The sequence below is a fragment of the Adonisia turfae CCMR0081 genome (assembly GCF_011009555.1).
Taxonomy (GTDB): domain Bacteria; phylum Cyanobacteriota; class Cyanobacteriia; order Phormidesmidales; family Phormidesmidaceae; genus Leptothoe; species Leptothoe turfae.
Window position 1 is genome coordinate 5,950,897 of record NZ_QXHD01000004.1, and the last position, 16,224, is coordinate 5,967,120.

Below are 16,224 nucleotides of genomic sequence, written 5' to 3' on the forward strand. Positions count from 1 at the left end.
TCTGCTACTTTTCCCTATGCTCGGCGCAATCACAGGCGACATTATTGGCTCTGTCTACGAGTTTGACGGCCACAAGACCAAGGATTTTCCTTTATTTACAGACGAAAGTATTTTTACTGATGACACGATTCTGACGGTGGCTGTGGCTTCAGTGTTGCTCCATGGTGGCACCTATACTGAAGCTTTCAAGCGTTATTACCAGCTTTATCCCAATCCCTGTGGTGGCTATGGTGCACGCTTTCAGGCTTGGGCAGCAGCAGATAGTCAGCCTTATAACAGCTGGGGCAATGGAGCCGCTATGCGCGTGAGCCCAGTGGCCTATGTCCACCAAGATTTAGCAAGTGTTCTACAGACGGCAGAGCAGACGGCCATTGTGACCCACAACCACCCTGAAGGTATTAAGGGGGCCCAAGCTACGGCTGCGGCTATTTTTTTAGCTCGTCAGGGTGAGTCGAAGGCCGCTATTAAAGCGTATGTGGAAACTAAATTTGGCTATGACCTGAGTCGTAGCCTTGAGAAAATTCGACCTGCCTACCGGTTTAATGAGTCCTGCCAGGAAACGGTACCTGAGGCCATCATTGCCTTTCTGGAGTCCACAAGTTTTACAGATGCAATCCGTAATGCAGTTTCCCTGGGGGGAGATGCCGATACCCTAACTTGTATCACCGGGAGTATTGCTGAAGCCTTTTATGGAGAAGTGCCGGGGGCAATTGTCGATCGTGTTTGGGGCTTGCTGCCGGATGATTTAAAGACTGTGATTGTACAGTTTAAGGCCAACTATATGCCCGTACTCAAGGCATAACCGCCTAAGAAATACCCTGGAGAAATAAGCACTATGTCCCATTCCGTGCCAATTCCTGAGTTTTTCGCCCCGAATCGTGTGGGTGATGTGTGGCGTGTGCCCTATGAAGAGCGTGCGGTTCAGGCTCAAGCTTGGGCTCAAAGCCACGGTATTAAACCTGCAGACACCGATCGCCCAAGGCTGTGTCTGTTGGCAATCGATGTGCAAAATACCTTTTGTATTCCTGGGTTTGAGCTATTTGTAGGTGGTGCTTCAGGGCAGGGGGCTGTGGATGACACTCGCCGTTTGTGTGAGTTTATCTATCGTAATTTGGGCCAAATCACAGAAATTGTGCCCACGATGGATACCCATCGGGCCATACAAATTTTTCATGCCGCTTTCTGGGTGGATGCGGAGGGGCAGATGCCTGCTCCGATGACCATGGTGAATTTAGACGATGTGCAGAGTGGTCGATGGCGGGTAAATCCGGCAATTGTCCCGAGTCTGAATGCGTCTCTCGAACAGCTAGAGGCCTTTGCTCTGCATTATGTAAAACGACTCAGCGATAATGGTAAATATCCGTTAACGGTGTGGCCTTACCATTCCATGCTGGGAGGGATTGGCCATAGTCTAGTCTCTGCGTTTGAAGAGGCTTGCTTCTTCCATAATTTGGCCCGGCAGTGTCAAACACGATTTGAGCTGAAAGGTAACAATCCATTAACGGAAAATTATTCGGCACTGCGGCCAGAGGTGTTGGATGATCCCAAGGGTCAGCCAGTGGCGAAAAAAAATCAGGTGCTGATTCAGCATTTGTTGACATTTGATGCGGTTGCGATCGCCGGCCAAGCCAAAAGCCATTGCGTCGCTTGGACTATTGACGATCTGCTGAATGAAATTCAGCAAGTGGATGCTTCTTTGGCCCAGAAAATATATTTGCTCGAAGACTGTAGTTCACCCGTGGTAGTGCCTGATATTGTAGACTTTTCAGACGCTGCGGATGCTGCCTATCAAAAATTTGCTGCTGCTGGTATGAATATTATTCAGTCAACTAGCAATATCTCTAGTTGGTGGTCCAGCAGCTAGATTGTCGGTAAAGATGAATGCATTCCATGGATTTTCTCATTGCTTTCTTGAGATAACTCAATATTGAGATAGATATTTATTAGTGATAGCTTAAAAATACTTAGATCTGAACGTTTATTGATGTTGCTAATTATTATTAGACTCTCTTCAGAAGACGGTTCGTTGTTTGTTAGTCAGTATTGTAGAGTTACAGACTATTAACTCGATGGGGTCGTTAATCAATTTTCTAGATGAAAATTAGAGCTTTGTGGAGAGTAGTCAATATCGGGAGCCTTTAATGGATATAATTGGCTGGAAGCCTTTTAATTTAAGGGCTCTTTTGTTTAATTTATTTATCAAAATTATTTAATAAAGATGATTTAGTGAGCTAAGAAGCATGTTTTTGTCTCTTCCTATTACCTGCCATAAAACTTAGCTACTTATCAAAATGTGGCAAAAATATCATTATTCTGCCACCTCTTGAATAATTCAATTACAGTGAAGTTAACGTGGTTAACTTGATGGTGACTTCACAAGTTTTTTGAAGTATTGAGCTGGTGCTGTTCACGTTAATACGTTGTTTTATCTATCGTCAAAGCCATTTAATCAGGCCCCTGTTATGCATTGCCCTTGTTGTCAGACGTCCACTTTAAAACGCATTCGATTAGATGAGTATTTGGCAGCTCATGCCTGTGAAACCTGTGAGGGGCAATGGGTCTCTTCCTATGACTATTGGCATTGGCTAGAGTGGCAACCAAGTAGTGGAAAAATCAAGCAATGTGACTCTCCAGAGTTAAGAGAGTCGGTTGTCGATAATCGTCGCGCGTCTTTCTGCCCTGAATGTAATCATTTGATGCGACGTGCCAAGGTTGGTCATGGTCTGAAATTTTATCTAGACCGGTGCTCCCACTGCGGCGGTCATTGGTTTGACAAAGGGGAGTGGGAAATCTTGCAAGCCCATAATATACATGACAAGGTGCATCTGGTATTTTCAGAGCCTTGGCAGTCCCAGCTCCGCCAGGCAGAATTTAATCGTGTTTTAGAAGAAACCTACCGTAATGCCCTGGGAGATGACGACTATACTCAGGCATTGACGATCAGAGCTTGGCTTGAGCAGCATCCCCATCGAGACTACATCTTATCTGTCCTGAACCACCTACCCCCTGCTACGGATGAATCGCGTTACATCCCTGTACAAAAGCCATTGCCTCAGAATCCCGTGCCTAAGGCGCAGGCAAATCATTGCCCTGTAACCTATGGGCATGGAGGGCTATCTCAGAACTGCGACTATCCCAAACCGGCGAAGTAATTGCTTTAAGCCTCAAGCTATCTCAGTTATTTTCATAGGTAGTAAGCGTCAGCACCTGAGGTGGTGTAGCGTCGGGGGGATATAAAAATTGAACTTCTACGGAACGTTCTTCTCCAGGCTCTAGGGTTAGCTCTACTAGGGGTGAACCTAATTGTCCTCGCCGTTGCACCAGATGAATGTAGTCAGCTCGCCGCTCATCCTGGTCGTTTGTGTATAGAAACAAAACGGTCCCGCGAAAGAAAATGCGCGAGTCGTGGGCAGTCAAAAAGGTGAGTGCGTTTTTGATAGTTTCGTTTTGTAGTGGGGTTTGGACAGATAGGGCAACAGTTTTTGGCTGATCTGTGGGGTTATGAAGCGGCAGGGTTAAATCGTATTCAGTGCCATAGTTACCATGGGCTCGATATGCTGTATCGCTATAACGTCTAAGCATTCGGGCGCTTTGGATTTGGCCTGTACCGAAGGTGTTGTGATCAACGGTGCTAATGGCATAGGAAATTTGTTTGCCCGTTTCGGGAATTTTGAGCCTTGATGAGCGTCGATCGCTCAGGCGAGCTTGCCAACTGGAACCCTGGCTGACACCGGCCACTCGGCCATATATAAAAGGGTTGGCCTGACGACCGGGACGTGTAGGCTTGAGGTCTCGAGGAGTGGCAAGATTACCATTAATAAGAACCTGCAACCATTCATCTGTCGTAGGGACCCGCTCACCCCCACTTTCCGTTAGGGGAGCGAGCATTGTGAGGCTGGCTGCATACACCGGACCATCGCTAGACAGGCGCAGCAGTGTGGACCTGGCATTGCTGCGATTACCGTTGAGGTTGCTAGGCAGCGGTGGCAATAGCTCGCTACCAGCTGGGACACTACCATCAGTCGCTACCGATAACCTCCGTACCGGCAACGGTGCATTCAGAAGCAGGTAGCTTGCTTGGGGAGGGATGACGACATCATTGGGCCAAAATGATTGGCGACGATCTCGCAGGATTTCATTCATCAGGCGGCTGCCTGGTCCTGAGAATTGATTGCTAGCTAAGTTAAATTCCACATCATTACGACCATGCCAAGGGGCTTCTTGGCTAAGGTAGCTGGCGGCCTCGCGAAATTTGAGGGTGACAGGTCGGCGACTGGGGTTATGCAGCAGAATTCCTAAGTATCGGGTGCGAGTGTCACTATCGTCTCGAGCCCTGACAACATGGTGGTCAAAAATATCAAAACGTCCCTCAAAGGCATAATCCAAGTGTGCTGATGGTTCAGCCTTACCTTGAGAGGGAAAGGTGGATAGAAGAATTCCTTCAGATTCAATGAGTTCGGGGCTATTGCTGTTAAAAACAGGCACATTATCCAGTCTCCCCGGTAAAGGGCGAACTTCCTGGATTTGTGGAATGATCTCTGGAGCCCTGTTTTGAGCAATTGCTCTGTGGTTAGAGAAGTCTGTTGCTGAAACGTCGATTGTTTGGTCTGAGGAGGTTTCCAATTGCTGCTCTAACATCAATGGTGAAAATAATGGAGCAGCTAAAAGCGCAATTAAAAACGGCAATAGACCCATGGAACTAACAGTTACTCAAATTTCTACGGCAACAGTCGCATGACTGTCGCCTAACCTACCATTCAAGCGGTAGCTGATGTGACTGACTGTGCCGTTCAGGTGACTGGTTCCTGGAGCTTGTTAGCATCCTTTAGGTTTGATCAAGGTTTGAATTTTTCCGGCAGTTAATTGCTCCACATGGGATAGCACTATGGATGCCCCTGCTTCTTTTAGGGTATGGCTATAGCGATTTTGGTAGCCGGTGTCCGTTTGTACGTGAGGAGGTAATACCCCTACTCCTAGCCAGACGCGCTCAGGGAATTCCGCTTTAGCAGCCTCGATAGTGGCCATGTCAGCCACCGTATCTCCGGCATATAAAACCGGTAGTCCGGCAGGGGTGCTTTTTTCTAATTGCTCCACAGTCATGTAGAGTCCTGTAGGATCTGGTTTACTCGGAGCATCTGCCATGGCAATGAGTATGGGCTGCACTAAGCCAATCCGTTGTTGCAAGATGTAGTTGGCTGAGCCTCGAGTTGCCCCACTAAAAAAAGCAGAGGGTACGCCACCGCTGGCTAGCTTAGTCAGATAGTCAACAGTCATTAGAATGGGTTCTTGAGTGATATAGCCCGTCCATTGACTCGGATCGTCACCAGAACCCCGGTAGCGTTCTTGAAAATACTCCACAACAGCATCATAGTCACTGCTGTACGTCTGTCCTGAGGCTAGACCGTGGCGATGGATGAGTTCTTGGGACGCTTTCCAGTCGTTGTTCCAGACGCCTTCGCTTTTGAGCTGGTCAATATCTATGGGGCTAGGTCGATAGTGCCCTTGTGTAAAATGCTCCACTGTATCTGCAATGGCTCGACGATATGAACCACTGACGTCACGAACAACGCCATCGATATCAAATACAGCTAGGGCGATAGGGATAGACATTTTTTACGTAGAAGAGACTAATTTCGATGTGCTTAAAACAGCAAATGCGATAGAATTATAGACCGTGTAGTTTTGAAGCCAAGAGGCGTACAGCGGAGGTTTGCATTGTCTCGATTTATCTTAAAGGTTCTCTGGCTCGACAAAGATGTGGCTCTTGCCGTAGATCAAGTAGTGGGCAAGGGATCGAGTCCGCTGACCTCTTACTTTTTCTGGCCTCGTAATGATGCATGGGACCAGATGAAGCTAGAGCTTGAATCCAAAACTTGGATTGCTGAAGAAGAGCGTATCGATCTTTTGAACCAGGCAACAGAGATTATTAATTACTGGCAAGAGGGTGGAAAAGCTCAGTCTATGCAAAAAGCAGCTGAGAAATTTCCTGACGTAGCTTTTACTGGTAGTTCATGATTTAGGTTTAGTCCATCGTAATTTCTCAAAGAACCGACCCGCCCATTGAGCGAGTCGGTTCTTTATGGTTGATCGACTATTTCTGCAAGAAAAGAACTGGGAGACATCAAGGTCTCCCAGTTCTTTTCTTGTGTAGTCTTCAGTGTCTAGGCGCTGCTCGTCGACTAGATGCTGCCGCCAGCAGCTTGAACACGAGCCCGTGCTCTCTTCAAAGACTTTCTTGCCTGGATAACGGCTTGCTTATCGTCGGAAGAAATGCTATCGGCTTTTGACTTTGCAGAGGTATATTCTGCTTCAGCTTCGGATAGGTCAATGCCTTCACCGCGCTCGGCACCGTTTACCAAGATGGTAACTTCGTTGTTTTCCACTTCGGCAAAACCGCCCATTAGTGCGATCGCAACCCAATCCTTGTCAGCCCGTACCCTTAATACGCCGATATCAAGAGCTGTCAGCAGCGGAGCGTGACCACTCAAAATACCCAATTGACCAGTCGTGCTAGGTAGCACGACCTCTTCTGCCTCAGCATCCCAGACAGTTTTGTCGGGAGCTACCACACGAACTGCTAATGACATAAAACTCAAGAAGTAAAAATGAATTGTGAATCGTGAACTGTGAGTAGTGAGTCGTAAGACCTGAAGATCTTCTTTGACTCACTCAGAGCTAACTGGTTTAACCACTCACTACCCTTAGACAAGCTCAGGGCAAACTCGCAACTCACCACTCACAAAGCTGTAATCTGTGCCACAAGAAATAAGCGACTGCTTAGCTCTCAGCCTTCATCTTTTCAGCAGTCTCAATTACTTCATCAATGCCACCCTTGAGGTAGAAAGCCTGCTCAGGAATATCATCCAGCTCACCAGAGAGAATCATGTTGAAGCCCTTAATGGTGTCCTCAAGACTAACGTACTTACCAGCCAGACCAGTAAAGATTTCCGCTACAAAGAAAGGTTGAGAAAGAAACTTCTCAATCTTACGAGCGCGGGCAACCGCGAGACGATCATCTTCAGAAAGCTCATCTAGACCCAAAATGGCAATGATGTCCTGTAGTTCCTTATAACGCTGCAGGATAGATTGAACTGCACGAGCAGTTGTGTAGTGCTCACCACCAACAACGTCAGGCTGGAGCATAGTGGATGTAGAATCCAGAGGATCCACAGCGGGATAGATACCCTTAGAAGCCAATGCACGAGAAAGTACAGTGGTCGCATCCAAGTGAGCAAATGTAGTTGCAGGTGCAGGATCAGTCAGGTCGTCCGCAGGAACGTAAACTGCTTGAATAGAAGTAATAGAACCCTCCAGAGTAGAGGTAATGCGCTCCTGAAGGTCACCCATATCAGTACCCAGAGTGGGCTGGTAACCTACCGCAGAAGGCATACGACCTAGCAGGGCAGATACCTCAGAACCGGCCTGTACAAAACGGAAGATGTTATCGACGAACAGTAGAACATCCTGTTTATTAACATCACGGAAGTACTCAGCCATCGTTAGCGCAGACAACGCCACACGCATACGAGCACCAGGGGGTTCATTCATCTGGCCGTACACTAGAGCAACTTTGGACTGCCCCAGGTCATCAGCGTTAATTACACCAGAATCAATAAATTCGTTGTACAGGTCGTTTCCTTCTCGAGTACGCTCACCTACACCAGCGAACACAGAAACACCACCGTGCTGTAGAGCGATGTTATTGATCAGCTCCTGAATCAATACGGTTTTACCCACACCAGCACCACCAAAGAGGCCGGTCTTACCACCCTTACGATAAGGTGCTAAGAGATCAATAACTTTAATACCCGTTTCAAATACTGAGGGCTTTGTCTCCAATTCAGTTAGCTTGGGAGCAGCTCGGTGAATGGGCAGTGTGGTGGACATATCCACATCACCCTTCTCATCCACGGGCTCACCAAGAACGTTAAAGATGCGACCCAACGTGGGAGGGCCAACAGGTACGTTGATAGGTGCACCCAAGTCAGTGACCTCCATTCCCCGTACCAATCCGTCGGTAGAACGCATCGCTACGGCTCTTACCTGGCTGTCTCCTAGTAGCTGCTGTACCTCACAAGTAACAGAAACAGCCTGACCAGCGGGGTTAGTGCCTTCAATCTTGAGGGCGTTATAAATGCTGGGCAGCTCGCCAGCGGGGAACTTAACGTCTACAACAGGGCCAATAATCTGAGTGATATAGCCAGTATTTGTTTTCTCTGCAGTGGTGACCATGCTTGCGCCTTATCCTAAGGGTATTAGCTACTGCGGCGACTTTTAATTTTATTTTTACTTTCAAAGTGCCATGTAAAAGATTATCACTAGATGTATCACCCATGGCACTGGTATTTGCTATAGTCGGGGTTCTTTTGCGTTTTCACCAAGATTGTATTTGTGCTGCTCCAAGACAATAGGTTTGGTTAATTTGGTGACTTACGCTGGTCTATTGATTTACTAAATAGCAGAGCTAACACGCCCATAATGACCGTTGATGGTTCAGGAACTGCTTGAGGTAAGGTCACAGGTTGGGCTTGGGGGGCGAGAACCTTGGGTGGTGAAACACCAGGTTGAGGTGGCACAGCTGGCGCTGGTGTAACCGGTGCTGGTATAACCGGTGCTGGCGTAACTGGCTGAGGTCTTTTCAGAATGGGTTGGGGAGCTTTGATAGGTCTGGGGTTGGTTGGCTGAGTCTTAGGGCGTTGTGGTGAAATGACGGGTGTCTGTGTGGCGTTGGTCCGGTAGTCGGGACGCTGTCTGATATAGAACCGCTGATTGGGAATCGTATCGGTAATGAAGTAGTTAAAGCGGACCGTTTCGCCTGGGTTTACTCCATTCCCCCGATAGAAGTTAATAAAGTCGCGTACATCCGTAATTTCGTCAGCTCTTTGATAGTGACTAGATGTGTAAGGACGAACAGGACCTATAGCTTGGGCAAAGGATAGGCCATCGTTTTCGCCACTGGCGTACCCTGCCGTCTCTTGCAATTCATGGTCATAAAACCGCCAGAATGCCCCTGTCAGGTTGCGCGACACAATACTAATTGCAAAGCCTGGCCGATTAAAAACTGAATGCTGTGGAGCATTGGGTAAATTGCTGACGGCCAAAGAGATGTCTAGGCCCCATACATCTTGGTAGACCACAAATGGGTTGTTATGGGTACCTCTGCCGGTCACATTCGTGATTCTAAATTTGGCTGATGCTTCGCTAAATATGAGGCCATTTTGACTACAACGTCCCGGTAGGCAAGCGGCTTCAGAGGCGTCACCACCAAGTGCTAATAATCCGATACTCAAAAGGCTTGCTGCACCAACTTGTGGAGCAAAAGTAAAAGGTATTCGCATGGGTAAAGTTTCAGGATTTGGGCAATACGATACTTTTGGTTGCCGAGTATCAAAAAATACTGATTCTATGGCGCACCATTGATGTTTCGAAGAGATTTTGTTGAGGGGGGTATAGTCTCTTTAAACTTTATTTTTAGGGGTTTTTCCAGAGTGACACTTTTTCTTGAGAAGCTCCTTGAAAGTACGTAAGCTTTATGAAAAATACACATCAATCTTGGTTGAATTCAGGTGGTATTACGGATATGATGCATGCTTGATGGAGTCTGTTTTTGACGGATCTGCTTGCTAAAAAAAGCGGGTCGTTAAACTAACGACACCGCTATGTGGTGTATTCAATTGCTGAACTGATTGAGTGGGTCGGGCTGCTGTAGCAATGTGTTTATCGGCTGACGGCTGGTCGACGCACATCCAGTGAGTTGCCTGCATTAATTGATATGTCACCATCTAAATCTGATGAGGCCCCATCTGCGGTTGCTTCACCATAGAAACGAACAGTGTCACTAGCCCATACGTTAATAACACCCCCGTTGGCCTCTGATGAGTCGACAGAAAGCTCAGAGCTACGGTCAATTAAGACATAGGTAGCACTGAAGGTATCTACAACGGGCATGCCACCGATAGAGATGGTGCCTGCTTGGTCGACGGCATTGGCATAGATGCTGCCTCCAATGAGGTTGATCTGATCTCCAAGGATATTGACCTGACCTGGGAGTCTATTGGGGGCAGGTATGGCGCTGTCGGAAATATCCACAGTGCCGCGAATTAAAACTGTGCCTGCGGTTGGTGTTAGGGGTGGGGTGTTGTTTAAGACAAAAGCACCGTCAGCAGTGATTGCGAGTTGAGTTGCATTATTATCTTCACCACCGGTCAGCATTTCCGCTAGATTCGCGGCTGGTAATAGGGTTATGGCGGACTGTGCTTCAGTAGAAGCGATGGTTTGGAGAGTGTCGGCCGGAATTACCTCCAGGCCGAGAATATTACCTGGTTGGGTGAGTCTCAGAAGGTTGTCTCCAGAGGCCGCGACTAGATTGACATTGCCACCGGGGGCAGTCAAATTGCCGTCATTTTGAATGTATTGGCCAATTAAGGTGATGGATGCTTGGGGAGGGACTTGAAGGGTGCCTTGGTTTTCGATGCTACCTGTAGGCAGTGCGGTGGAGAATGGGGCTGATATTTCTGAACTGGTTGATCCTGTGAATAGTAGATAGCCATTAGGGTTACCAACGAGATTCCTAATGCTGGGTGTTCCTGAATGGTGCTCAGATTGGTGGTCTGAGAGAGCTATTTCACTAATGGATCCATCTACAGATAGGAGATATCTATCGTTAAATAAAAGACCGGAACTTGTGGTAGCAGTCAGATTTGCAGGCAGGTTCAGGGTGACATCTTGCCCAAAAATAATGCCCGCCGGGTTGACTAGAAAAAGATTGGCGTTGCTTGGCAGGTTTGGATCATCGCTAGTGATTTGGAGTAAGCCATCGATAGCTGAAGGCTGAGTGCTGTTGATCAGGCTGATGACGTTGGCAACATCTGGGGCAACGATGAAGTTGGCGGCATTGTCAGAACCTACATCAAACTGGTGAAACTGATGAACTAAATTAGGCTCAACCCCGCCTGAAGACTGCCCACCTAAAATATTGAGCTGATGATTAGACTGCCTAACAACGCTTGTGTCGGACGTTGCTGGTTGGATATGGGTTGGTGCTGTAACGGATGCTTCTGATGATGGTGAGACCTGTGCAGAAGCTACTCCCTGTAGACCGATTATCCATAGTGGCAGGGCATTTAAGAGCAGGGAAAATTTGAAATTCATGGGACTAGCAATTGCTAGACAACGTGTCAGCATATGCACTAGGTGAAAATGTATCAAGAACTACAGATGGCACCCATTCATTTAAATAATACGAGGAATTTTTAATACAACCTGAAGCAGCTGTGAAGATCACTGTGTTGAAACCATAAAGTTTGCTAGGAGTTTTGAGGAATCACTAAGTTCGGGAACCCGTACCCCTCTATCTGTTGCGATCGCTTCTCTTCAAGCGATAAATTAGCACTCGGCAATAGAGAGTGCTAAACCGTGTTCAGGTTGCGGCTCCTTTCCCTATCAGATCCTTCAGTTGGAAAAAGGGACTGCTCAGGCGAACTGATATCGCCTTGGTGCAATTGCCGAATGATTGATCTATCAAAGTTCGGAGAAAACTATGGCAGCCATTTCTTTGAGTGTTTCAAGTGTCACTCCCCTAGGTGATCGCGTTCTGATCAAGGTCAGCGCATCTGAAGAGAAGACAGCTGGCGGCATTTTGCTACCTGATACCGCTAAGGAAAAGCCCCAGGTTGGCGAAATTACTGCAGTGGGTCCTGGTAAGCGTGGCGATGACGGCAGCCGTCAAGCTCCCGATGTAGAGGTTGGTAACAAGGTCCTCTATTCCAAGTATGCAGGCACTGATATCAAGCTGGGTGGTGAAGACTACGTATTGCTTTCTGAGAAGGATATCCTTGCAGTCGTTGGCTAAGCACCAGCTCAGTTATGAGTTTTAAGTTTTGAATTTTGAATTAAAGGTATTCCAAAAAGTCAGAGGTAGTTGACTTTTTGGTGGGTGACATAAAGCCTAAAAGCCTTGACTAAGAGCCCAAAACTCAAAAATGCAAACTCAAAGAAGCTTGCTTCTTGTACCCACCCCAGATCCCTCTCAAACGTTCTGAAACATAGGTTGATTCATGGCTAAGCGCATCATATATAACGAGAATGCTCGTCGTGCCTTGGAAAAAGGCATGGATACTTTGGCTGAGGCCGTTGCTGTTACCCTTGGCCCCAAGGGACGTAACGTCGTTCTTGAAAAGAAATTTGGCTCTCCTCAAATCGTTAACGATGGTGTCACCATCGCTAAGGAAATTGAACTAGAGGACAACATTGAAAATACAGGTGTTGCTCTGATTCGTCAGGCAGCTTCTAAGACTAACGATGCGGCTGGTGACGGAACTACCACTGCAACCGTATTGGCTCACGCCATTGTTAAGGAAGGTTTGCGTAACGTGGCGGCTGGTGCAAATGCGATCGCACTCAAGCGCGGTGTCGAGAAAGCAACTGCTTACCTCGTAGAGCGGATTGCCGAGAAAGCCCAGCCCGTTGGTGACTCTACTTCCATTGCCCAGGTAGGTACTATCTCCGCTGGTAACGATGAAGAAGTCGGCAAAATGATTGCTGAAGCCATGGAGAAAGTTGGCCGCGAAGGCGTCATCTCCTTGGAAGAAGGCAAGTCTATGACGACTGAGCTGGAGATCACTGAAGGTATGCGTTTTGATAAGGGCTATATCTCCCCTTACTTCGCCACCGATACTGAGCGCATGGAAGCGGTTCTAGATGACCCCTACTTGCTGCTCACTGACAAGAAAATTGCCCTGGTACAGGATCTAGTTCCCGTGCTTGAGCAGGTTGCCCGCTCCGGCAAACCGTTACTAATTATCGCTGAAGATATCGAGAAAGAAGCCCTGGCGACCCTTGTGGTTAACCGTCTGCGCGGTGTGCTTAACGTAGCTGCTGTTAAAGCGCCTGGCTTTGGCGATCGCCGTAAGGCCATGCTTGAGGACATTGCTGTTCTAACTGGTGGTCAAGTCATCACTGAAGATGCGGGTCTTAAGCTCGACGGTGTCAGCATCGACATGCTGGGTACCTCCCGTCGCATCACCATTACTAAGGACAACACTACCCTGGTAGCCGAAGGCAACGAAGCCGATGTGAAGGCACGCTGCGAGCAGATTCGTCGTCAAATCGAAGAGTCTGATTCCAGCTACGACAAGGAGAAGCTACAGGAGCGTCTGGCTAAGCTTTCCGGTGGTGTTGCTGTCATCAAAGTTGGTGCAGCGACTGAAACTGAGATGAAGGACCGTAAGCTGCGTCTAGAAGACGCCATCAACGCAACCAAGGCTGCCGTTGAAGAAGGTATTGTTCCTGGCGGTGGTACTACTTTGGCCCACCTGGCTCCTGGTCTAGAAGAGTGGTCTAATGCTAATCTCACTGGCGAAGAGCTGACTGGTGCTTTGATTGTCACCCGTGCTTTGACTTCTCCCCTCAAGCGCATTGCCGAGAACGCTGGTCAGAACGGTGCTGTTGTCGCTGAGCACGTCAAGGAGAAGGACTTTAACATTGGCTTCAACGCAGCAACTAACGAATACGTGGATATGTTGCAGGCTGGTGTTGTTGACCCTGCTAAGGTAACTCGCTCTGCGACTCAGAATGCTGCGTCTATTGCTGCGATGGTATTGACGACTGAGTGCATCGTTGTTGATAAGCCTGAGCCTAAGGAAGCTGCTGGTGCTGGTGCCGGTATGGGTGACTTCGACTACTAAGCTGCTCCTACAATCCATTAGTCGATGCTTTTGAGTGTCGATAACTGTGAACTAAAAGCGGTTGGTGTTTCTCACCTGCCGCTTTTGTCATTGGTGATTGAGGGCATGCACCGATATCGCTCTACGGGGCTATAACTACTACCATGGCATCAGGAGTCTGGGATGGTGCAGATTGCAGAGACTGATTTTTGGGTCTGCGTTGTGGTCTGAGTCATGGCTGAGCTGTCACCGCTTAACACTTAAAGGAACATACCTGAACTAATGCAGCCACTCATTGAAGGATATCAATCAGTCAATGGTTTGGAGGTGATTTAGCGGGGCAAACTCATTTTGAAGGAGCACTTAAATTATTGTAAGCAAAGGTTTTTCCGAAAACCTGTGTAATTTAGTCAATTGCCTCTACAATGACAGCAAAATTTTGGTTTAGTCGCTGGATAGCTTTGCTAACCCAGTCAATGCTTTGTAGGAGCAAGTAGCCTGAAGATGGGCTAATCCATATGAATTTTTAAAGGGTGGCTTTAGCAAGTTAAGCCAAAAGCGATATTTACATCCCTGACGGCTCGCGTTAGAACAGTCAGACCCAGTGTGGATATTGTTCCTTCCCATTGATTTTTTCCCGATTTTTTCGGGGGAGACCTATCCGTTAATGGCCTGCACTGTCTGGGACGCTGTTGCTAATGACTGCTACGCCTACTGATCCACAACAATTTAATTCATCGCCCGCAGACTCTACGGGGAAAGACTTGGTAAGTCTTGAGGGTAGACGTAAATCGAGAGGGCGACAGGCTTGGTTCTGGTCAAGTGTGTGGTTGATGTTGCTGGTAGCATCAAGTGCTCTGGGTCTATGGGCGGTCGCCTTGATTACCCGTTTACCCCCTTTGCCCAACTGTGATCGAATATCTGTATTTAGTGCTGACAGTGAGCGACTTTACTGTGCTAGGCAATCGGCAGTATCGGGGGCTGAGCAGGATTTGGTGGCTGGGATACAGCTAATTTCTGCTTGGGATGAGACCCACCCTCTTTATCAAGATTCTCAAGAGGTGGCTAATCGTTGGTCTAAGGGGTTATTGAAGCTGGCACAACAGCGCATGCAGAAGGGGCATATAGACCGAGCGACCCAATTGTTGGGCTATATTCCACCTCGGGCTGAAATCTATGCAGAAGCCCAGGTCGCTTCAGGGCGTTGGCTGCAAGAATGGGCGAAGGGTGAAGAAATTTCGGCTGTGGTGATAGAAGCCGTGGGTAATCAAAATTGGAGTGGTGCCCGTCAGCAGCTACGAGACATTAAGCGTTTGACCAGTGATTATTGGCTCAAAGATCGGCATCGCTATCTGGGGCAGCATATCCAACGCGAAGAAGATGCTCGTCGTACCTTAATCAAGGCACAAACTCTGGCTAGCGATGGTCAGATGGAGAGTCTGGCAGAGGCGCTGACCTTGATCCGACAGATTGAGGTGCAAAGCCATGCCTGGCCTGAGGCTAAACCGTTATTGACGGACTGGGCTGATGTGCTACTGACCTATGGATTGCAAAAGTGGGAGCAGGATGATTTAGCTGGAGCGATCGCAATTATTCAAAAAGTGCCAGCGGACTTGGCCACTAAGTCAGAAGCTCAAGATTTGGTTCAATTTGCCCATGCTCAGCGGTTAGCCGCATTCCAGCAAGATTGGGAGCCCACCTATGGAGATGTCCTAAATTTGATGGATGCTATCCAGGCGGTGCAAGACATTGGTCGTGAGAGTCCGTTTTATCAAGATGCCCAGGCAAAGTTAGAGCTATGGACGAAACAGCTCAGCGATCTACAGCAGCTCTATGGAGCTACGCTCATGGCTCACCTTAATCAAAAGGCTTCCTTGAAGCTCGCTATAGAGCAGGCGCAGATCATTACGACCGACCGACCCCAGCGTCAGCAAGCTCAAACCTTGATATCCCATTGGTCCAAAGAGATTCAACGCATTGAAGATCGGCCTGCATTGGTTCGAGCTCAGCAGCTGGCGGACAGTGGAGATAAGGCGAGTTTACAGGCGGCCATTGTTGAAGCTAGAAAAATTCAACAAGGTCGAGCGCTACGGATCGATGCTCAAACAAAAATTGCCCAATGGTCTAAGCAAATCCAGGTCTTAGAGGATCAGCCCCTCTATAGCAAGGCGCTTGATTTAGCGAGTAAGGGCAAGCTACGGGATGCGATTACGGAAGCTCGCAAGATCCAAAAAGGACGAGCTTTGTATAGTCAAGCACAGGACTCGATTAAGAACTGGACTAATCGGATTCAAATTGCTGAAGATCGACCAATTTTAGATGAAGCTGAGGAGCTAGCTTATCAAGGTCGGTTGTCGGATGCGATCGCATTGGCTGCTCGCATTGCCTCTGGTCGTGCTTTATATCGTGAAGCCCGAAATGCAATCTCTATTTGGGATGCTGAACGCGCTTATATTCAGTCGCTACAGCAACCAATAGATGATGACTACTACGAAGAAGATGGCCATTCCGATCATGAATAGTCATTCATCCATATCCTAGGCCTGTGAGGGATACTAGA

13 protein-coding genes are annotated in these 16,224 nt (G+C 47.9%); 7 read left to right on the forward strand and 6 right to left on the reverse strand.

Features of this window, described 5'->3' with window-relative positions; translation table 11 throughout:
* Positions 1 to 16: 16 nt before the first annotated feature.
* From DXZ20_RS29280 to DXZ20_RS29290, 3 genes are all read left to right on the forward strand, one after another.
* Positions 17 to 802: an ADP-ribosylglycohydrolase family protein gene (locus DXZ20_RS29280; protein ID WP_163702569.1), complete on the forward strand. Its 786-nt coding sequence runs from the start codon at positions 17 to 19 to the stop codon at positions 800 to 802.
* A gap of 33 nt (positions 803 to 835) precedes the next feature.
* On the forward strand, positions 836 to 1,864 hold the full coding sequence (locus DXZ20_RS29285) for a cysteine hydrolase family protein (protein WP_163662534.1): 1,029 nt from the start codon (positions 836 to 838) through the stop codon (positions 1,862 to 1,864).
* Positions 1,865 to 2,462: 598 nt separating this feature from the next.
* Positions 2,463 to 3,152, forward strand: a complete 690-nt coding sequence (locus DXZ20_RS29290) for a zf-TFIIB domain-containing protein (protein ID WP_163662532.1) — start codon at positions 2,463 to 2,465, stop codon at positions 3,150 to 3,152.
* A gap of 22 nt (positions 3,153 to 3,174) precedes the next feature.
* On the opposite strand, the gene DXZ20_RS29295 is transcribed toward DXZ20_RS29290, so the two are convergent.
* Positions 3,175 to 4,695 carry a DUF3370 domain-containing protein gene (locus DXZ20_RS29295; protein WP_250565969.1) on the reverse strand — a complete coding sequence of 507 codons (1,521 nt, stop codon included), beginning with the start codon at positions 4,693 to 4,695 and terminating at the stop codon, positions 3,175 to 3,177.
* Positions 4,696 to 4,815: 120 nt separating this feature from the next.
* Entirely contained in the window at positions 4,816 to 5,610 is a 795-nt protein-coding gene (locus DXZ20_RS29300) for a TIGR01548 family HAD-type hydrolase (protein WP_163662530.1), read from the reverse strand.
* A gap of 72 nt (positions 5,611 to 5,682) precedes the next feature.
* On the opposite strand from DXZ20_RS29300, the gene DXZ20_RS29305 reads away from it, so the two are divergent.
* A complete protein-coding gene (locus DXZ20_RS29305) occupies positions 5,683 to 6,015 on the forward strand; it encodes a 30S ribosomal protein PSRP-3 (RefSeq protein WP_163662528.1) in 333 nt (110 codons plus the stop codon).
* 164 nt (positions 6,016 to 6,179) lie between these two features.
* On the opposite strand, the gene atpC is transcribed toward DXZ20_RS29305, so the two are convergent.
* From atpC to DXZ20_RS29325, 4 genes are all read right to left on the reverse strand, one after another.
* Complete coding sequence (atpC, locus tag DXZ20_RS29310) at positions 6,180 to 6,587, reverse strand: ATP synthase F1 subunit epsilon (protein ID WP_006516278.1); 408 nt, start codon at positions 6,585 to 6,587, stop codon at positions 6,180 to 6,182.
* Positions 6,588 to 6,777: 190 nt separating this feature from the next.
* Positions 6,778 to 8,232 carry a F0F1 ATP synthase subunit beta gene (gene atpD / locus DXZ20_RS29315; protein ID WP_163662526.1) on the reverse strand — a complete coding sequence of 485 codons (1,455 nt, stop codon included), beginning with the start codon at positions 8,230 to 8,232 and terminating at the stop codon, positions 6,778 to 6,780.
* Between the two features lie 185 nt (positions 8,233 to 8,417).
* Entirely contained in the window at positions 8,418 to 9,290 is an 873-nt protein-coding gene (locus tag DXZ20_RS38355; RefSeq protein ID WP_284681697.1) for a hypothetical protein, read from the reverse strand.
* Positions 9,291 to 9,717: 427 nt separating this feature from the next.
* Positions 9,718 to 11,151 (reverse strand): two-partner secretion domain-containing protein, encoded by a 1,434-nt coding sequence (locus DXZ20_RS29325; protein ID WP_163662522.1) that lies wholly within the window; start codon positions 11,149 to 11,151, stop codon positions 9,718 to 9,720.
* Between the two features lie 388 nt (positions 11,152 to 11,539).
* Here DXZ20_RS29325 and groES point away from each other — a divergent pair, with 388 nt between their 5' ends.
* The 3 genes from groES to DXZ20_RS29340 all read left to right on the forward strand — a co-directional run bounded on the left by groES (position 11,540) and on the right by DXZ20_RS29340 (position 16,186).
* Positions 11,540 to 11,851, forward strand: a complete 312-nt coding sequence (gene groES / locus DXZ20_RS29330; RefSeq protein WP_006516274.1) for a co-chaperone GroES — start codon at positions 11,540 to 11,542, stop codon at positions 11,849 to 11,851.
* A 205-nt stretch (positions 11,852 to 12,056) separates the two neighbouring features.
* Positions 12,057 to 13,685 (forward strand): chaperonin GroEL, encoded by a 1,629-nt coding sequence (groL, locus tag DXZ20_RS29335; RefSeq protein ID WP_163662520.1) that lies wholly within the window; start codon positions 12,057 to 12,059, stop codon positions 13,683 to 13,685.
* 677 nt (positions 13,686 to 14,362) lie between these two features.
* Entirely contained in the window at positions 14,363 to 16,186 is a 1,824-nt protein-coding gene (locus tag DXZ20_RS29340) for a hypothetical protein (RefSeq protein ID WP_163702571.1), read from the forward strand.
* Positions 16,187 to 16,224: the final 38 nt, after the last annotated feature.